Raw genomic sequence first — 17,141 nt, 5'->3', positions numbered from 1 at the left:
AGGCTGCTCCTGACACAGAAAGGTCCGGAATCCCGAGAGGGGTTCCGGACCTTTTGTGTTGCTGTTGCCGTACCTGCGGTATCTGCTCCGGCCCTAGGCCGTAAGCCAGCTCCGCAGCGCCCGCAGGCATTCGCGGATCGCGTCGGCGTCGACGTGTTCATTGTCCTTGTGCGCCAGCAGGGGGTCTCCGGGCCCGAAGTTCACCGCCGGGATGCCCAGCTCGCTGAAACGTGCGACGTCGGTCCAGCCGTACTTCGGCTTCGGCTCGGCACCGACAGCGGCGACGAAGGACGCGGCCGCGGGGTGGTTGAGTCCGGGACGGGCGCCGGCGGCGCTGTCGGTGCGGACGACGTCGAACCCTTCCAGCAGTTCCCGAACGTGCTGCTCCGCCTCGTCAGGGGTCTTGTCCGGGGCGAACCGGTAATTAATCTCCACGACACACCGGTCCGGGATGACATTGCCGGCGGTCCCGCCGTTGACCTTCACGGCGTTGAGGCTTTCCCGGTAGTCCAGGCCGTCCACGGTGACGGTCCGGGGTTCGTATGCGGCAAGACGGGCCAGGATCGGGGCCGCGGCGTGGATCGCGTTGCTGCCCATCCAGGCCCGGGCGGAATGCGCGGCTTCGCCCACCGTCGTCGCTTCGAAGCGGATGGTGCCGTTGCACCCGCCCTCCACCGTCCCGTTCGTGGGTTCCAGCAGGATCGCGAAGTCGCCGCCCAGGAGGCCGCCGTGGTTGCGGACCAGCCGGCCAAGCCCGCTCTTGACGGCCTCGACTTCCTCGTGGTCGTAGAAGACGAACGTGACGTCCTTGTCCGGCTCCGCCCCGCCGTCGAACAAGGCCGCGGCCAGTGCCAGCTGCACCGCGACGCCGCCCTTCATGTCGGTGGCACCGCGGCCGTAGAGGATACCCTCGCCGGGCGCTCCTGACGGCCAGTACGACGGGACGGTCCCAAGGGACCCTTCCGTGGCCGGCAGGGGTACCGTGTCCAGGTGGCCGGCCAGGATGACGCGCTCGGCACGGCCCAGGTTGGAGCGGGCGATGATCGAATCGCCGTCGCGGACCAGCTCCAGCTGCGGGATCGAGCGGAGGGCATGCTCCACGGCGTCGGCCAGCTCCCCCTCCGCACCGGAAACACTGTTGATGTCGAGGAGCCTGGCGGTCAGCAGCGCCACGTCCTGGTGCAGGTCCAGGCGGGCGGCGTGGGGGCGGGAGTTCGGGTTCGCGTTCAAGTCCGGGGCAGTCACCGTCCCACTTTATCCGCTGTCCTCCCCCAGCCCCTGCCCATATGTCACAGGTTTCGGGGTGGGCGGACGCCGTCGATAGACTTGTGGCATGACTGAAACCGCTTCTTCCGCTGTGCCCGCAGACACCCGCTCCGCCTATGGCTACGGCGTCGCCACAATCGCCACCGGCAACGGTGCGGCCACCGTCCTGGACGTCTGGTACCCGGCACCGGCACTCGGAACAGCGGCGGAGAACCTCCGCGACGTGGCGAACGCGGACCAGTCGCTGCTCGAGATCGCCAGCACCGGGGCCGACGCCGACCGGGGCACCGAGCAGCAAGTCGTGTTCGTGCAGATCCACCTCGACGAGGCCCCGGCCGACACTGCCGACGCCTACCTGCGCCTCCACCTGCTCTCGCACCGCCTGGTGCAGCCCAACAGCATCAACCTGGACGGAATCTTCGGCAAACTCCCCAACGTCGTGTGGACCAACTTCGGGCCGGCCGCCGTCGAGGGCTTCGAACTGACCCGTGCCCGGCTGCGCAGGCGCGGCGCCGTCACCGTCTACGGCGTGGACAAGTTCCCCCGCATGGTGGACTACGTCATCCCCTCCGGCGTCCGGATCGCCGACGCCGACCGGGTCCGCCTCGGCGCGCACCTGGCCGAGGGCACCACAGTCATGCATGAAGGCTTCGTGAACTTCAACGCGGGCACCCTGGGCACGTCCATGGTGGAAGGACGCATCTCCGCGGGCGTCGTCACCGGTGACGGGTCCGACGTCGGCGGCGGAGCCTCGATCATGGGCACCCTGTCCGGCGGCGGCAAGGAAAAGATCTCCCTGGGCGAACGTGTGCTGCTGGGCGCCAACTCGGGTGTGGGCATCAGCATCGGCGACGACTCCGTCGTCGAGGCCGGCCTCTACGTCACCGCCGGAACCCGCGTCCGCGTCGTCGGGGCCAAGGACGCCGACGGCGAGGACACCAGCCAGATCGTCAAGGCCGTCGAGCTCTCCGGTGTCCCCAACCTGCTCTTCCGCCGCAACTCCTCCACCGGCCAGGTCGAGGTCCTCCCGCGCAAGGGGCAGACCGTCGAACTCAACGAGGCGCTGCACACCAACTAAGGTTGGTTGCGGACAGCCGGACCGTTAGAAGAATGCACCGGCCCGGAAGGGCCTGAGGGAGTCGTTTCGTGGCACGCAGACGCAGCTTGCGCCGTTGGATCGTGCTGCTGCTGACCCTGGCGATGGTCGTGGGCGGCATCTACACGGCGGTCGCCTTCGTGCAGCGGTCGGAGGTCCTCATCAGCGAACGCTGCACGGCTGCCGGCGGCGGCAGCGCCGAACTCGCGACGGACCAGGCAGCCAATGCCGGCCTCATTACCGCCGTCGCCGTCCGCCGCGGGCTCCCGGCCAGGGCAGCCAGCATCGCGCTGGCTACGGCCATGCAGGAATCCAAGATCCGGAACATCAGCCACGGCGACCAGGCCGGCCCGGACTCCCGCGGGCTCTTCCAGCAGCGCCCCTCGCAGGGCTGGGGCACCACGGAGCAGGTGATGGACCCCTACCACGCCAGCAACGCCTTCTACGATGCCCTCGTGAAGGTCCCCGGCTACCAGACGCTGGACATCACCGACGCCGCCCAGCGTGTCCAGCGCTCCGCGTACCCCGACGCCTACGCCCAGCACGAGGTCATGGCCCGCGCCTTCGCTTCCTCGCTGACCGGACAGACCGCCGCCGGCCTCGACTGCTCCCTGCGCGCCCCCGAGGAGGCCGGAGACCCGGCCGTAGTGCAGGAACGCCTGGCCGCGGCCTTCGGCGGCGATCCGGCGTCTCTGGATGGCAGCACCCTCGTGCTGAATGCCGAGGGCCCCCGGGCCTGGGCAGTGGCGCAGTGGGCGGTTGCCAACGCGAAAGCGCTGTCCATCATTGACGTCCACGCGGATGGCCGCGGCTGGACGCGGCAGGACCGCAACGGCTGGCAGCCCTCCGACGTGCCGGCGGGCCAGGTCCGGATCACTGTCGCCGACGCACCGGCGCAGTAAGCCGGCCGCAGTTAAGCCGGCTCAGACCAGCAGGTCCACCACGGGCTGCACGTAGCTGCGGAAAAGTTCGGGCTGGGACAGCAGGTCGGAGCTCATGATGATTTTGTCGGGCTCCAGATACCAGGCCCGCGGCTCAGCCAGTGGCAGCTCGATGATGGTCAAAGAGAAGTCGTTGGCGGCCCGGCCGACTTCGAGCAGCCGGTCATCCACCATGTCTTGGAGCAACTGCACGCCGCCGGCGGCCTCGCGTTCGGCTTCCAGTGCCAGGTACTCGCCGCGGCGCTCCCGGGCCCACGACAGGGCAGCCCCGAAATGCGCCTGCAGCACACGCCGGAGGGCCGGGGAATTGCTGAAGCTCCGGAAGCCGGGCGGCCCCAGTTCCGGAGACATCTCGGGATGCGCCTTCAGGAGCTGCTCCCACCAGGCTTCCCACTCGGTCTTGAGCGCGCTCTGCCCGCCGACCTCGGAAATGAGGTGGGCGTGGTCCGCAGGACGGATCTTCGGTGCCGCGTGGCAGAGTGCCGGATGCCCAGCGCTGTCCAGGCCGGCGGCGTCGCGAACGTAAAGTGCAATGAGCATCGGACCCGAAGTGTCCATGGTGATCCGCCAGCCCGGCCCGCCTGTGTGGTGCATCCAATTGCCTCCTTGGCAAGACGTACGTTCCCAGTCTATTCCTCAAGCAAACGCACGTTAATGACTGCCAGCGTAGCTGCCCAGTCCGGTGAGATGGGACTCCAGCACGTCGCCGCACATCTGCGCGGTCATCCATTCGGGCTGCAGAAGGGCGTGCATGGTGAGCCCGTCCAGGGTGGCCAGCAGCCGCTCCGCCTCGGTGACCAGCCGCTGCTGGTCCACAGTTCCGGTGTTGGCGACGGACGACACCTCCATCACAAGCCTCCCGACGATCGCAGCGACGGCACGGTGGCTCCGGTCGGCTTCCGCGGCCAGGAACGGCTTGGTCCTGGCCGCGTTTTTGAACGCCATCCAGACACACGCGTCGACCGCGCGTTCGTCATCGAGGGGAAGCAGCTCACCCAGCAGGGTTAACACACCCTGGTGGTGTTCCGGGGTCCCGGGCTGCGCCTCCGCGAGGCGGTCATCCGCAGCCGTCAGGCGGCCAACAATCCGGTCCACGACGACGCCGAAGGAGTGGGCCAGGAGTTCATCACTGCTGGCGAAGTAGTGCCGGACCGATCCGACGGCCAGTTCCGCCTCGTCCGCGACTTCGCGGAGCGAAGCCCTTTCGAGTCCGTCTGCTGCGACGATCCGGAAGACCGCTTCGACAACTTCCTGGCGCCGCAAAGCGGCGTCGACAAATTTGGGCATTAGTCTTTTTTAGCACGGATGTGTGCCCGACGGCGGCGGGCCACACCGTCCGGCAGGCTTCCCACCTGCACAAATACCGAAATTTCCCGTCCCCGGCGCTGGTTCCGGACACAACGACGCCGGCCGCGCACCCTCGAAAGGTGCGCGGCCGGCGTCGTGCTGCCGTGGTGGTGGCTGACTACACCGAAGGGTAGTTGCGCTCCGGCTCGCCGATGTAAAGCTGGCGCGGACGGCCGATTTTGGTGTTGGGGTCGCTGATCATTTCGCGCCACTGTGCGATCCAGCCCGGAAGGCGGCCGATCGCGAAGAGCACGGTGAACATCTTCTCCGGGAAGCCCATGGCCTTGTAGATCAGGCCGGTGTAGAAGTCCACGTTCGGGTAGAGCTTGCGCTGGATGAAGTAGTCATCATTCAGGGCCTTCTCTTCGAGGCGCAAGGCGATGTCGAGGAGTTCGTCGTTGCCGCCGAGCTTCGTGAGGATCTCGTGGGCGGTGGCCTTGACGATCTTGGCGCGCGGGTCATAGTTCTTGTAGACGCGGTGCCCGAAGCCCATAAGGCGGACGCCGTCTTCCTTGTTCTTGACCTTTTCCATGTAATCCTCGGGCCTGGTGCCGTCGGCCTGGATCTGGCGCAGCATCTTCAGCACGGCCTCGTTGGCGCCGCCGTGGGCGGGGCCGAAGAGGGCGTTGATGCCGGCGGACACGGAGGCGAAGAGGTTCGCGTTGGAGGAGCCGACCAGCCGGACCGTGGAGGTGGAGCAGTTCTGCTCGTGGTCGGCGTGCAGGATGAGAAGCAGGTCCAGCGCCTTGGCGACCACCGGGTCCACCTCGTACTGCTCGGCGGGCAGGCCGAAGCTCAGGCGCAGGAAGTTTTCCACGAGGTTGTGGGAGTTGTCCGGGTAGAGCATGGGCTGGCCGATGCTCTTCTTCAGGGCGTAGGCGGCGATGACCGGCATCTTGGCCAGCAGGCGGTAGGTGGAAACTTCCACCTGCTCGGCGTTGAAGGGGTCCAGCGAGTCCTGGTAGAACGTGGAGAGCGCGGACACGGCCGAGGACAGCACGGGCATCGGGTGGGCGTCGCGCGGGAAGCCGCTGAAGAAGCCCTTCAGCTCTTCGTGCAGCAGGGTGTGGTGGCGGATCCGCTGGTCGAACGCTTCCAGCTCCGTGGCGCTCGGCAGGTTGCCATAGATCAGCAGGTAGGAAACTTCGAGGAAGCTTGAGTGCTGGGCGAGCTGCTCGATCGGGTAGCCGCGGTACCGCAGGACACCGGCGTCGCCGTCGATGTAGGTGATGGCGGAGGTGGTTGCGGCGGTGTTCATGAAGCCGGGGTCAAAGGCCACGGCGCCGGTCTGCTTCAGCAGCTTGGAAACGTCGTAGCCTTCGTTTCCTTCTACAACCTGGATGCGCGGGAGTTCGAGCTCGCCGCCGGCATGGCGCAGGGTTGCGCTGGTGGTCTCAGTCATGGAGTCTCCTCTGAGGCGTCGGGGCCTCTGTAGAAAGCTGGTCCAACTTCTGGTGAAGCCGCCCACGGAACCTGTTTTAGACACGGATTCCAACGGCTGCGCTGCCTTCTTGTGGAAAGCCACCATTGATAGTCAGTTAAAAACTACCGGCAGTTTCCGGGTGGCACTAATCCAAGGCCCTCCGGAACCACCTAAAACGCTCCAGTTGTGGTACGCGTCACAGCATTGTTACGGCCCTGTGGCCAGACGGGCGGCCGCGGCGTCGATCCGCTCGTCACTGGCCGTCAGCGCGACGCGGACGAATCCGTTGCCGGCGTCGCCGTAGAACACGCCCGGGCCGACGACGATCCCGCGGTCCGCGAGCCGGCCGACCGTATCCCAGGTGGCTTCGCCCGCGGTGGCCCAGAGGTAGAGTCCGGCCCGCGATTCGTGGATGGCCAGTCCGAAGCGCTCCAGCGCAGGCACGATCCGTTCCCGGCGTCCGCGGTAGAGATCCTTCTGGGCCTGGACATGGGCGTCGTCGCCGAGGGCCACCCGCATGGCTTCCTGGACAGGGTACGGGACGATCATGCCCGCGTGTTTGCGGCTGTTGACGAGGTTCGCCATGATGGCGGGGTCCCCGGCGACAAAGGCGGCGCGGTAGCCGGCCAGGTTGGACTGCTTGCTCAGCGAGTACACCGCTAGGAGGCCCTCATGGGAGCCTTCCGCGACGCGCGGGTCCAGGATGCTGGGCACCGGCGTGCCGCCGCGCTGGACATCCCATTCGCCCCAGCCGAGTTCGGCGTAGCACTCGTCCGAGGCCACGACGGCGCCGAGTTCCCGGGCCTGCCGGACGATCCGGCGCAGCGATTCGGCGTCGCGGACGCTGCCCGTCGGGTTCGCCGGGGAATTGACCCAGACCAGGCGCACCCGCGCGCGGGTGGCGGCGTCGAGCTCATCCAGGTCGTCCGCGGCGATGTGCTCCGCACCGGCGAACGTGGCGCCGATGTCATACGTGGGGTACGCGACCGTGGGGCGGACCACGACGTCGCCCGGTTTGAGGCCGAGCAGGAACGGGAGCCAGGCCACGAGTTCCTTGGAGCCGACCGTGGGCATAATGTCCCGCGGGTTTAGGCCGGGAACGCCTCGGCGGCGCTCAAACCACGCGGCGATGGCCTCCCGCAGCCCGGCTGTGCCGTGAACCGTGGGGTAGCCGGGGGCGTTGGCTGCTGCGCGCAGGGCGTCCTGCACCACCTCGGGGGTGGCGTCCACCGGGGTTCCAATGGACAGATTGGCTGCTCCCCCGGGGTGTTCGGCGGCCCTGGCGAGGTACGGCGCCATGGCTTCCCACGGGTAGTCAGGCAGGCTGAGGCCGAAGCTGCGCAGCGCAGAGGTCACCGGCGACCCGCCCTAGCTCTCTTGGTTCTGCGGCGGGAGCGCCGCGATCATCGGGTGGTCGGTGTGGGTGTTGCCCACCTTCGCGGCCCCGCCCGGGGAACCCAGAACATCGAAGAATTCAACGTTGGCCTTGTAGTAGTCGGCCCATTCCTCGGGGGTGTCATCCTCGTAGTAGATCGCTTCGACGGGGCAGACCGGCTCGCAGGCACCGCAGTCCACGCACTCGTCGGGGTGGATGTACAGGGAACGCTCACCCTCGTAGATGCAATCGACGGGGCACTCTTCAATACATGCCTTGTCTTTGACATCTACACACGGCTGCGCGATTACGTACGTCACGTCCCTGGCCTCTCCACGTTGGTTCCGGCGACCGCCGGATCACTGCTCCCGGCCTGAGCGCCGGGCTGCTGACTTCTGAGCCTATTATCTCCCAGCCTGTTCCCGCGAACCTAGCCGGGCGTCACACGGGTCCGAACTCTTGAATCTACCGGACCTAGTATGAACAGGTGAGTTCTTTGATGCCGCCGCCCCAAGCGTTCCTGGCCGCCGCCGGCCTTGGCACCCGGGTGGTGGTCCGGTACCGGATCGAGGGCGGGACAACCGACGCGGTTGGCGAGCTGGTGGCACGCACCGACGGCGACTGCACCGTGCGGACCAGGCGGGCCGACGTCGTGATTTCCCTGCCGTTGGTGGTGGCCGCCAAGCAGGTCCCGCCAGCGCCGCCCCGGCGGGCCCCGCGGACCCCTCCCGCTGGACATGCCCTCCCCTGACCCTCCCGCTGGACATGTCCTCCCCTGACCCTCCCGCTGGACATGTCCTCCCCTGACCCTGGCCAGTGGACATAACCCTGCTATGTCCATCCCCCGTTGCCACCACTGGACATGCCCCGTGGCCCCGACCGCAATCAGGCACATCCACTCCCCTATGCACCCCCAGGCTGCCTCCGACTGGACATGCTCTCCCGTGGCCACCCCGCCACAGCCCTCCGACCGGACATGCTCTCCCCTGACCACCCCGCCACAGCCCTCCGACCGGACATGCTCTCCCCTGACCACCCCGCCACTGCCCTCCGACCGGACATGCTCTCCCCTGACCACCCCGCCACTGCCGTCCGACCGGACATGCTCTCCCCTAGCCACGGCCAATGGACACAACGCCACTATGTCCGCTCCGTGCTGTCAGCAGCGGACATGTTCAGTGGTCCTGGCCACGACTCAGGAGACATGCCCAGCGGGGGCGGCGAAGACTGGACATGCTCCTCGTGCGGGCCACGATCCGGTGGGGCATGTCCAAGGTTAGGCGGCTGCAGAGAGCCTGTTCAACGCGTCACGGACCATGGCGATGAACTCGTCTGGCCGGTTCAGGAGGAGCGAGTAGCTGACAACGAGGGTCGGAATGCCGAGCCGGGTGGTGACGTTCCACCGGCGCCGGTCCTCCTCGAAGCTTGTCCGGTCCATGTGGAAGCTTGCCCCGTCGGTCTCGATGCCGAGCCTGCCGTCGACCATGAGATCAAGATGGCCCATTCCCGGGATGTTGACCTGGGACTCCACATGGAACCCGGCCCTCCGCAGCCAATACCTGGCCACGCACTCGATGATGGACTGCGATTGGGGCACGATACTGCTCACCGTTCGGCGCTCCCGCGCGTCGTTGCGGCCCGTCAGCCGCTGCCGCAGCTCGGCGAGGGTCACGCCTTTGACGACGACAGCTGACTCGGCAATGACGAGGCCGTCGAGTTCCGGCAGACATCGAAGGCTTTGCACCACGCTGTCCAGCAGGGTCGGCGACGCAGCGGACCGGTGGCAGACAAATCCTGGGTAGTGCCGGCTGTGAGGGACTGCAACATGTGGCTGGCCGGGCGGCTCGAGGACCCAAAGTCCCCGGATTTGCGCTGCCGTGACACACGCGGGTTCCGCCGGCAGTGATCGAATGGCAATGAGCTGGGCATCGGCGTCGGGCAGTGCGTAGACGCCGCGCGCCACGCGGGAGACTGCGCCGCTTGCCAGGGCCGACTTGAGCTGGAAGTCCGAGACCCCAGCCGCAGCGAGGCGTTTTGCGCGGGCGACGCCGTCGTAGGTTGAAAGCACTTTGATGACATTAACCATGCGGAAATGGTGGCGCCGAAGCGTGGTGGTGGAACAGAGCCCGGCGCTGCTATGTGCAAAACCGCATGCCACTTGCAGGGGGGGACGGCCGGGGTCATGTCCTACGGCCAGGAAGGGGGGGGCTGGTCCACGGTCGGCACTGGGCATGTCCCGCGGCCGCCGCCAGAGATGGACATAGTGCCGCTATGTCCACCCGAGGCAGCGAAGAGTGGGCATGTCAACCGGGCGGGGAAGCTGGGCATGTCCCACGGAGGGTGCCGTCGATGGACATAGTGCCGCTATGTCCACGGGAAGCCGTGAGGAGTGGGCATGTCCCGTGGCGGGGATGAAGAACGGGCATGTCCCGTGGGAGGGCGAGGTGCAGCGGGACGACGGCGGTCCCTAGGCCTGGGGCTCCCTGTAGCGGCGGCACCAGGCCAGCATGACGAGGGTGACCACCGCGATGCCGTAGATCCAGAGATTCCCGGCCAGGTCGCCGATGATCAGGCGCTTGCCGTCCCCGAGGGTGGACCACCAGCCCGCCAGCGCGTAGCAGACGACGCCGCAGGCCGCCGTCGGAAGCGGGGAACGGAACGCGGCACCGAGCCACAGCTCGACGGCGCCTAGCAGCACCAGGGCGGCGGCGGCGCCCCACGGCACCTCGACGCCGGCGACGAGCAGGTCCTGGCCGTGCAGCACCGTGCCGGCCAGGGCAACAAAAAGAGCTGCCGGCACGGCGGCGGCAATACCGCCTGCCATGCCGGCAGCTCTCTTATTCACAAATGACCCGTTGTTTCAGCGCAGGACGCGGAGACTAGACCTTCGCGCGGGCGCGGTTGGCCTTGGCACGCTCGTTCGTGTCGAGGATGACCTTGCGGATACGGATGGAGTCCGGGGTAACTTCGACGCACTCGTCTTCGCGGGCGAATTCGAGGGACTCTTCGAGGGTCAGGTCGCGCGGGGGCGTCAGGTTCTCGAAGGTGTCGGAGGAAGCCGCACGCATGTTGGTGAGCTTCTTTTCCTTGGTGATGTTGACGTCCATGTCGTCGGCGCGGGAGTTCTCGCCGACGATCATGCCCTCGTACACCTCGGAGGTCGGCTTCACGAAGAAGGAACCGCGCTCCTGCAGGTTGATCATGGCGAACGGCGTCACAACACCGGCGCGGTCGGCGATCATCGAACCGTTGGTGCGGTATTCGATCGGGCCGGCCCACGGCTCGTAGCCTTCGGAGATCGAGGCTGCGATGCCGGCGCCGCGGGTGTCCGTGAGGAACTTGGTGCGGAAACCGATCAGGCCACGGGCCGGAACGATGAACTCCATGCGGCACCAGCCGGTGCCGTGGTTGGCCATGTTGGTCATGCGGCCCTTGCGTGCGGCCATGAGCTGCGTGACGGCGCCGAGGTACTCTTCCGGCACGTCGATGGTCATGTGCTCCATCGGCTCGTGGATCTTGCCGTCAACGGTCCGGGTGACCACCTGCGGCTTGCCGACGGTCAGCTCGAAGCCTTCGCGGCGCATCTGCTCGACGAGGATGGCCAGCGCGAGCTCGCCACGTCCCTGGACTTCCCAGGCGTCGGGGCGCGCGGTGGGGAGCACCTTGATGGAGACGTTACCGATCAGTTCCTTGTCCAGGCGGTCCTTGACCTGGCGGGCCGTGACCTTGGCGCCCTTGACCTTGCCGGCCAGCGGGGACGTGTTGATACCGATGGTCATCGAGATGGCCGGGTCGTCCACGGTGATCAGCGGCAGCGGCTGGGGGTTCTCGGCGTCGGTCAGGGTCTCACCGATGGTGATTTCCTCGATGCCGGCGACGGCGACGATCTCGCCGGGGCCGGCGGAATCGGTCGGGACGCGGTCCAGTGCCTTGGTGGCGAGGAGTTCGGTGATCTTGACGTTCTTCAGTTCACCGTTGGCGCGTGCCCAGGCAACGGTCTGACCCTTGCGCAGGGTGCCGTTGTAGATGCGCAGCAGGGCGAGGCGGCCGAGGAACGGGGAGGCGTCCAGGTTGGTGACGTGCGCCTGCAGGACACCGTTCGGGTTGTACGTCGGAGCCGGAATGTGCTCGATGATGGCCTGGAACAGCGGCTCCAGGTCCTCGTTCTCCGGAGCGGAGCCGTCTGCGGGCTGCTCGAGGGAGGCGCGGCCAACCTTGGCTGCGGCGTAGACGACGGGGACGTTGAGGATCTTGTCCAGGTCGAGGTCCGGAACTTCGTCGGCGAGGTCGGAGGCCAGGCCCAGGAGCAGGTCCATGGACTCGTGCACAACTTCTTCGATCCGCGCGTCGGGGCGGTCGGTCTTGTTGACCAACAGGATTACCGGCAGGTGGGCGGCGAGGGCCTTGCGGAGGACGAAGCGGGTCTGGGGCAGCGGGCCCTCAGAGGCGTCAACGAGGAGGACAACGCCGTCGACCATGGACAGGCCGCGCTCGACCTCGCCACCGAAGTCGGCGTGGCCGGGGGTGTCGATGACGTTGATGGTGATGGTCTCGCCCTTGGAGGACGGTCCGTTGTAGGCCACGGTGGTGTTCTTGGCCAGGATGGTGATGCCCTTTTCACGCTCGAGGTCACCGGAGTCCATGACGCGGTCTTCGAGGTGGTTGTGCTCGGCAAAGGAGTTGGTCTGCTTGAGCATGGCGTCGACCAGTGTGGTCTTGCCGTGGTCAACGTGGGCCACGATCGCGACGTTGCGCAGGTCACTGCGCGATGCAGTGGCTACCGCAGTGTTGGTGGTGGTTTCAGACATGCGTTATTGCTCGATTCAGTGGTGAAGTCAGCTGTTGTATCGCGACATTTCCAACCGGAACGCACGACGGATACGCCCCTTTGGCACAGGGCACCTTCATCCATTCTAAACGCTTGGGTATTTATTGGCCTAAAATCCGTTCCGCCCGGCAGAGCGCCGGAGTGGTCAGCGCCGGGGTTCACCGCACCAGGTGTGAGTAAAGTCACTGGATTTTCCGGCCGCGATGCCCCATCATTGCTGGGACAGCAACGCCAGCACGGAGACATTAATGCGCAACGCCTCGGCCCTGTCCCGCTTGGTCGCACCGATGATCGCCGTAGGCATCCTAGTTGGCGGCTGCGGGCAGCCCCCCTCCCCCCGCACCGGCGGAACCACCGGCAGCGCCGACGTCGGCGCCCCCGGTCTCTACGGCGCGACCGCTCCGGCGCCCGCCGGGGCTCCCGGCGAGCCGATGGCCGCCGGCTCGAACGGCAACACCAGACTTCCCCAGTCGACCGCCCCGGGCAGCATGCCGGCGGGCAGCGTCTACCGGAATCCCGCCAGCGGCCGCAATGAGGTGGTGGTGGAGGACGTCGCCCGGACGGCCGTGCTGATCGGCGACTCCCAGTCCGAGCCAGCATATTCCTGGCCCCGGGCAGCCCTGGCCAGCCTGGGCTACACGGTCCACTTCTGCGGCCGCGGCGGCACCGGCTTCGTCGCGTCCAACGGCAAGACCGGAAATTACATCGACGCCCTGCAGCGCGGCGACTGGCTGCTCCCCTACGGTTCGCCGCCCCTCGTGCTCATTGAAGGCGGCGGGAACGACGCCTCCCGCGGTGCAACCGACCAGCAGATTTCCGCCAATGCCGAGCGCCTGATTACCAGCGTCCGGCAGCGCTACCCCGGGGCGCAGCTGGCCATGGTCGGAACCCTCGCCCGCGGCACGTCCGACGGCGGCGGGCGGCGCACCGAGGTCGATGCACTGCTGGGCACTGTTGCGGCCCGGCACGCGATCCCCTTTGTGGGCGTCGGGGACTGGCTGACGCGCTACAACCTCACCCGGTCGATGGCCGACGGCGTGCACATGAACCCCGAGGGGCACGCAGCACTGGGCGTCCTGCTGGCCCGCCGGCTGGACGACTATGGTTTGCGTTACGGAAGTTCCGGGCAGGCTGAGTCCGCGGCAACCCGCTGACGCGGCCCGGGCTACCCCAACAAGAGCCCCGAAAGACAAGAGCCGGCGCCCGCCCCCGAGGGGCGGACACCGGCTCCTGTGTCAGTCAGCTCACGCTGTCCGGATCAGGCAACTTCCGGAGGCAGCATGAGGCGTGCACCAGGGATCGCGTTGAGCAGCGCCTTGGTGTAGTCCCGCTGCGGCGCCTCGAAGACGTCGTCGGTCGAACCTGTCTCGACCAGCTTGCCCTTCTCCATGACGCACACATGATCGGCGATCTGCCGCACCACCGCGAGGTCGTGGGTGATGAACAGGTAGGTCAGCCCCAGCCGGGACTGCAGTTCCGCGAGCAGGTTCAGCACCTGCGCCTGCACCAGGACGTCCAGGGCGGACACGGCCTCGTCACAGATGATCACCTCGGGATCCAGTGCCAGGGCACGGGCGATCGCGACGCGCTGGCGCTGCCCGCCCGAGAGCTCGTTCGGGTACCGCTGCATGGTGGACTGCGGCAGGGACACCTGATCCAGCAATTCGCGGACCTTCTTCTCCCGACTGGCCTTGTCCCCGATCTTGTGGACCCGCAAGGGTTCCTCGATGGTCCGGTAGATGTTGTACATCGGATCCAGGGAACCGTAGGGGTCCTGGAAGATCGGCTGGACCCGGCGGCGGAAGGCGAAGATCTCCTTGGGCTTCAGCCCGGAGGTGTCGACGCCGTCGAAGATGATCTTGCCGGACGTCGGCTCCAGGAGGTTCAGCACCATCTGCGCCACGGTGGACTTGCCGGAGCCCGACTCGCCCACGATCGCCGTCGTCGTTCCGCGCTTGACGTTGAAGGAGACATCGTCGACGGCGGTGAAGTCGGTCGACTTGCCGAACCCTGCGCGCATCTTGAAGACCTTGCTCAGGTTCTGGATCTGCAGCACGTCTTCAGTCTTGGCCGGTTCAACGGCAACGGACTCGCTGGGGGCCAGCAACTCGTCCGTCGAGACGCCGAGCTCCTTGGCCACCTGGATGCGGCGTGATGCCAGCGACGGCGCCGAGGCCACCAGCCGCTGGGTGTAGGGGTGCTGCGGGTTCTGCAGCAGCTCCAGGGACGGACCTGCCTCAACGACGTTGCCGCGGTACATGACCACGACTTTATCGGCCCGCTCGGCGGCGAGGCCGAGGTCGTGCGTGATGAGCAGGACGGACGTGCCCAGGTCCGAGGTCATCTTCTCGAGGTGGTCCAGGATCTGGCGCTGCACGGTGACGTCCAGGGCCGACGTCGGCTCATCGGCGATGAGCAGGCGGGGCTGGCAGGAGAGACCGATAGCGATCAGCGCGCGCTGGCGCATGCCGCCGGAGAACTCGTGCGGGTACTGCTTCGCCCGCCGGGCGGCGTCCGGCAGTCCTGCCTGAGCCAGGACTTTGGCGACGTCGTCCGGGCCGCTGGGGCGGCCGTTGGCCTTCAGCGTCTCCCTGACCTGGTCGCCGATCTTCCAGACCGGGTTGAGGTTGGACATCGGGTCCTGCGGGACCATGCCGATGATGTTGCCGCGCAGTTCGATCATGCGCTTCTCGGAAGCGTGCGATATGTCTTCACCGTCGAGCAGGATCTGCCCGCCGGCCACACGGCCGTTGCCGGGCAGCAGGCCGATCGCGGCCAGCGCCGTCGTCGACTTGCCGGATCCGGACTCGCCCACAATGGCCACCGTCTCGCCGGGCATGATGGTCAGGTGTGCGTTCCGCACGGCGTTGACCTCGCCGCTGCCGGTCTTGAAGGAAATCGCGAGATCGCGGATTTCCAGCAAGGGCCGGTCGGCCGGGGTTCCGGCTTCTTCAATCGTGACGTCGGAAGTTGTCATGTTTGCCTCCCTCATCGCTGACGGCTCTTGGGATCGAGGGCATCACGGAGGGCGTCGCCCAGCATGATGAAGCTCAACACGGTGATGGACAGGGCTGTTGCCGGGTAGAGCAGAACAGCCGGGTTGGTGCGGATGGACGCCTGTGCGGCGGAGATGTCATTGCCCCAGGACATCACGGAGCCGGGCATGCCGATTCCGAGGAACGAGAGCGTGGCTTCGGCGACGATGAAGACGCCGAGTTCCATGGTGGCGAGCACGATGATCGGTGCCAGTGCGTTCGGGAGCACGTGGCTGACCAGGGAGCCCAGCCGGGAGACGCCAAGTGACCGGGCGGCCGTCACGAAGTCGGCGTTGCGCACCTCGATGACGGCGCCGCGGGTGATGCGGGCCATCTGCGGCCAGCCGAGCACCACAAGCACCAGAACCACCGTCCCTACTCCGCGGTTTTCACGCATTAGCGGGAGCTGGGTGAGGACCAGGGCGCCGAGGACGATGGGCAGGGCGAAGAAGATGTCGCCGAGACGGGCGATCACCGTATCCACCCAGCCGCCGAAGAAGCCGGCCAGGGCGCCGAGGGTGACGCCGATGATCAGCACGGAGATCACGGAGAACACACCCACCATGAGGGAGGCCTGGGTGCCGTGGATGATGCGCGAGTAGATGTCGCAGCCCTGGAAGGTGAACCCGAGGGGGTGTCCTTCGGTGGGGGCCCCGTTGGAGTTCGCCAGGACACAGCCGTTGTCCGGGGCAACCTGGGTGAAGAGCCCGGGGAAGATCGCCACGATGATGATCAGCGCAATCATGACCGCGGAAATGATGAAGAGCGGACGACGGCGGAGCTTGCGCCACGCGTCTGCCCAGAGGCTCAGCGGGGCGTCGTCAACCTTGACGGCATCCGTTGCCAGCAGAGGGGTCTCCTCGACCGGGGCAACGAAGTGCTCGAATGTGCGATTAGTTTTCATAGCGGATCCTCGGGTCAAGCCAGGCGTACAGCAGATCGACCAACAGGTTGGCGAGAACGAAGACCAGCACCAGGACGCTCACAATGGCGACCACGGTGGGGCCTTCACTACGGAGAATGGCCTGGTAGAGCTTCTGGCCAACTCCGGGGACGTTGAAGATGGCTTCGGTCACGATTGCGCCGCCCATGAGGCCGCCCAGGCTTGCGCCGAGGTACGTGATCACGGGGATCAGCGAGTTGCGCAGGACGTGGGTGGTCACCACCTGGCGGCGGGCCAGGCCCTTGGCGGTGGCGGTGCGGACGTAGTCGGCGTTCATGTTCTCGATGACGGACGCACGCGTCAGGCGCAGCACGTAGGCGAACGAGACCATGCCGAGGACGACCGCGGGAAGGATCAGGCTCCCCCACGTGACATTCGAGCCGACCGTGGGTTTGGCCCACCCCAGTTGGACGCCGATCAGCAGCTGCAGCGCGAAGCCGAGCACGAACGTTGGAATGGCGATCACAACGAGCGAGAGCACGAGGACCGTGCTGTCAAAGAAGCCGCCCTTGCGCAGGCCGGCGACGAGGCCGAACGCGATGCCGAAGACGCCCTGGATGATGAGGGCCTCGATGGCGAGCATGGCCGTGACGGGGAAGACACGGGCCAGGGTGTCGGCGATCGGCTGGCCGGTGAAGTCGACGCCGAGGTTGAAGGTGAAGAGGTTCTTGAGGAACAGCCCGTACTGGACCCAGAACGGCTCGTCCAGGTTGTACTGCTGGCGCAGCTGCGCGATGACCGCCTCGCTCGGCGGGCGGTCGCCGAAGAGTGCACGGATGGGGTCGCCGGGAAGGGCGAAGACCATGAAGTAGACGAGCAGGGTGGTTCCGAGGAAGACCGGAATGACCTGCAACAGGCGCCGGAGGATGAACTGGATCACAGCAGTG

General features: G+C 66.9%; 16 protein-coding genes. 4 read left to right on the top strand and 12 right to left on the bottom strand.

Annotation, left to right across the window (positions count from 1 at the left end; all coding sequences use genetic code 11):
* Nucleotides 1–93: 93 nt before the first annotated feature.
* Entirely contained in the window at nt 94–1,245 is a 1,152-nt protein-coding gene (gene dapE, locus AB4Y67_RS03850; RefSeq protein WP_441404472.1) for a succinyl-diaminopimelate desuccinylase, read from the bottom strand.
* 88 nt (nt 1,246–1,333) lie between these two features.
* On the opposite strand from dapE, the gene dapD reads away from it, so the two are divergent.
* Together dapD and AB4Y67_RS03840 are read left to right on the top strand one after the other, a co-directional pair.
* The gene (dapD, locus tag AB4Y67_RS03845; RefSeq protein ID WP_441404471.1) at nt 1,334–2,344 is read left to right on the top strand and encodes a 2,3,4,5-tetrahydropyridine-2,6-dicarboxylate N-succinyltransferase; all 1,011 of its coding nucleotides are present in this window, start codon (nt 1,334–1,336) and stop codon (nt 2,342–2,344) included.
* 68 nt (nt 2,345–2,412) lie between these two features.
* Nucleotides 2,413–3,264 carry a hypothetical protein gene (locus AB4Y67_RS03840; protein WP_441404470.1) on the top strand — a complete coding sequence of 284 codons (852 nt, stop codon included), beginning with the start codon at nt 2,413–2,415 and terminating at the stop codon, nt 3,262–3,264.
* 21 nt (nt 3,265–3,285) lie between these two features.
* Here AB4Y67_RS03840 and AB4Y67_RS03835 read toward each other — a convergent pair whose 3' ends face one another.
* From AB4Y67_RS03835 to fdxA, 5 genes are all read right to left on the bottom strand, one after another.
* Nucleotides 3,286–3,897 carry a hypothetical protein gene (locus AB4Y67_RS03835; RefSeq protein WP_441404469.1) on the bottom strand — a complete coding sequence of 204 codons (612 nt, stop codon included), beginning with the start codon at nt 3,895–3,897 and terminating at the stop codon, nt 3,286–3,288.
* A gap of 57 nt (nt 3,898–3,954) precedes the next feature.
* The gene (locus AB4Y67_RS03830; protein WP_441404468.1) at nt 3,955–4,590 is read right to left on the bottom strand and encodes a TetR/AcrR family transcriptional regulator; all 636 of its coding nucleotides are present in this window, start codon (nt 4,588–4,590) and stop codon (nt 3,955–3,957) included.
* A 178-nt stretch (nt 4,591–4,768) separates the two neighbouring features.
* The gene (locus AB4Y67_RS03825) at nt 4,769–6,052 is read right to left on the bottom strand and encodes a citrate synthase (protein WP_441404467.1); all 1,284 of its coding nucleotides are present in this window, start codon (nt 6,050–6,052) and stop codon (nt 4,769–4,771) included.
* 228 nt (nt 6,053–6,280) lie between these two features.
* On the bottom strand, nt 6,281–7,429 hold the full coding sequence (gene dapC / locus AB4Y67_RS03820; protein ID WP_441404466.1) for a succinyldiaminopimelate transaminase: 1,149 nt from the start codon (nt 7,427–7,429) through the stop codon (nt 6,281–6,283).
* A gap of 12 nt (nt 7,430–7,441) precedes the next feature.
* A complete protein-coding gene (gene fdxA / locus AB4Y67_RS03815) occupies nt 7,442–7,768 on the bottom strand; it encodes a ferredoxin (protein WP_056425597.1) in 327 nt (108 codons plus the stop codon).
* Between the two features lie 167 nt (nt 7,769–7,935).
* On the opposite strand from fdxA, the gene AB4Y67_RS03810 reads away from it, so the two are divergent.
* A complete protein-coding gene (locus AB4Y67_RS03810; protein ID WP_441404465.1) occupies nt 7,936–8,199 on the top strand; it encodes a putative acetyltransferase in 264 nt (87 codons plus the stop codon).
* A gap of 525 nt (nt 8,200–8,724) precedes the next feature.
* On the opposite strand, the gene AB4Y67_RS03805 is transcribed toward AB4Y67_RS03810, so the two are convergent.
* From AB4Y67_RS03805 to typA, 3 genes are all read right to left on the bottom strand, one after another.
* Nucleotides 8,725–9,534 (bottom strand): type IV toxin-antitoxin system AbiEi family antitoxin domain-containing protein, encoded by an 810-nt coding sequence (locus AB4Y67_RS03805; RefSeq protein ID WP_441404464.1) that lies wholly within the window; start codon nt 9,532–9,534, stop codon nt 8,725–8,727.
* 381 nt (nt 9,535–9,915) lie between these two features.
* Entirely contained in the window at nt 9,916–10,272 is a 357-nt protein-coding gene (locus tag AB4Y67_RS03800) for a hypothetical protein (RefSeq protein WP_441404463.1), read from the bottom strand.
* Nucleotides 10,273–10,327: 55 nt separating this feature from the next.
* Nucleotides 10,328–12,256 carry a translational GTPase TypA gene (gene typA, locus AB4Y67_RS03795; protein WP_441404462.1) on the bottom strand — a complete coding sequence of 643 codons (1,929 nt, stop codon included), beginning with the start codon at nt 12,254–12,256 and terminating at the stop codon, nt 10,328–10,330.
* 268 nt (nt 12,257–12,524) lie between these two features.
* Between typA and AB4Y67_RS03790 the strand changes: the two genes are divergently transcribed.
* Nucleotides 12,525–13,430 (top strand): SGNH/GDSL hydrolase family protein, encoded by a 906-nt coding sequence (locus AB4Y67_RS03790; protein ID WP_441404461.1) that lies wholly within the window; start codon nt 12,525–12,527, stop codon nt 13,428–13,430.
* A gap of 104 nt (nt 13,431–13,534) precedes the next feature.
* Here the strand turns inward: AB4Y67_RS03790 and AB4Y67_RS03785 are convergent, their stop codons facing one another.
* The 3 genes from AB4Y67_RS03785 to AB4Y67_RS03775 are packed head-to-tail and all read right to left on the bottom strand — an operon-like array spanning nt 13,535 to nt 17,134.
* A complete protein-coding gene (locus tag AB4Y67_RS03785) occupies nt 13,535–15,253 on the bottom strand; it encodes a dipeptide ABC transporter ATP-binding protein (protein WP_441404460.1) in 1,719 nt (572 codons plus the stop codon).
* Nucleotides 15,254–15,264: 11 nt separating this feature from the next.
* Nucleotides 15,265–16,215 (bottom strand): ABC transporter permease, encoded by a 951-nt coding sequence (locus tag AB4Y67_RS03780; protein ID WP_441404459.1) that lies wholly within the window; start codon nt 16,213–16,215, stop codon nt 15,265–15,267.
* Nucleotides 16,205–17,134 (bottom strand): ABC transporter permease, encoded by a 930-nt coding sequence (locus AB4Y67_RS03775; protein ID WP_441404458.1) that lies wholly within the window; start codon nt 17,132–17,134, stop codon nt 16,205–16,207. The genes AB4Y67_RS03780 and AB4Y67_RS03775 overlap by 11 nt, the downstream gene beginning before the upstream one ends.
* Nucleotides 17,135–17,141: the final 7 nt, after the last annotated feature.

This window comes from Arthrobacter sp. YAF17 (assembly GCF_052113365.1).
Classification (GTDB): Bacteria; Actinomycetota; Actinomycetes; order Actinomycetales; family Micrococcaceae; genus Arthrobacter.
Note: the sequence above shows the minus strand (reverse complement) of the source record. Positions and strands in the feature narration are given on the sequence as shown.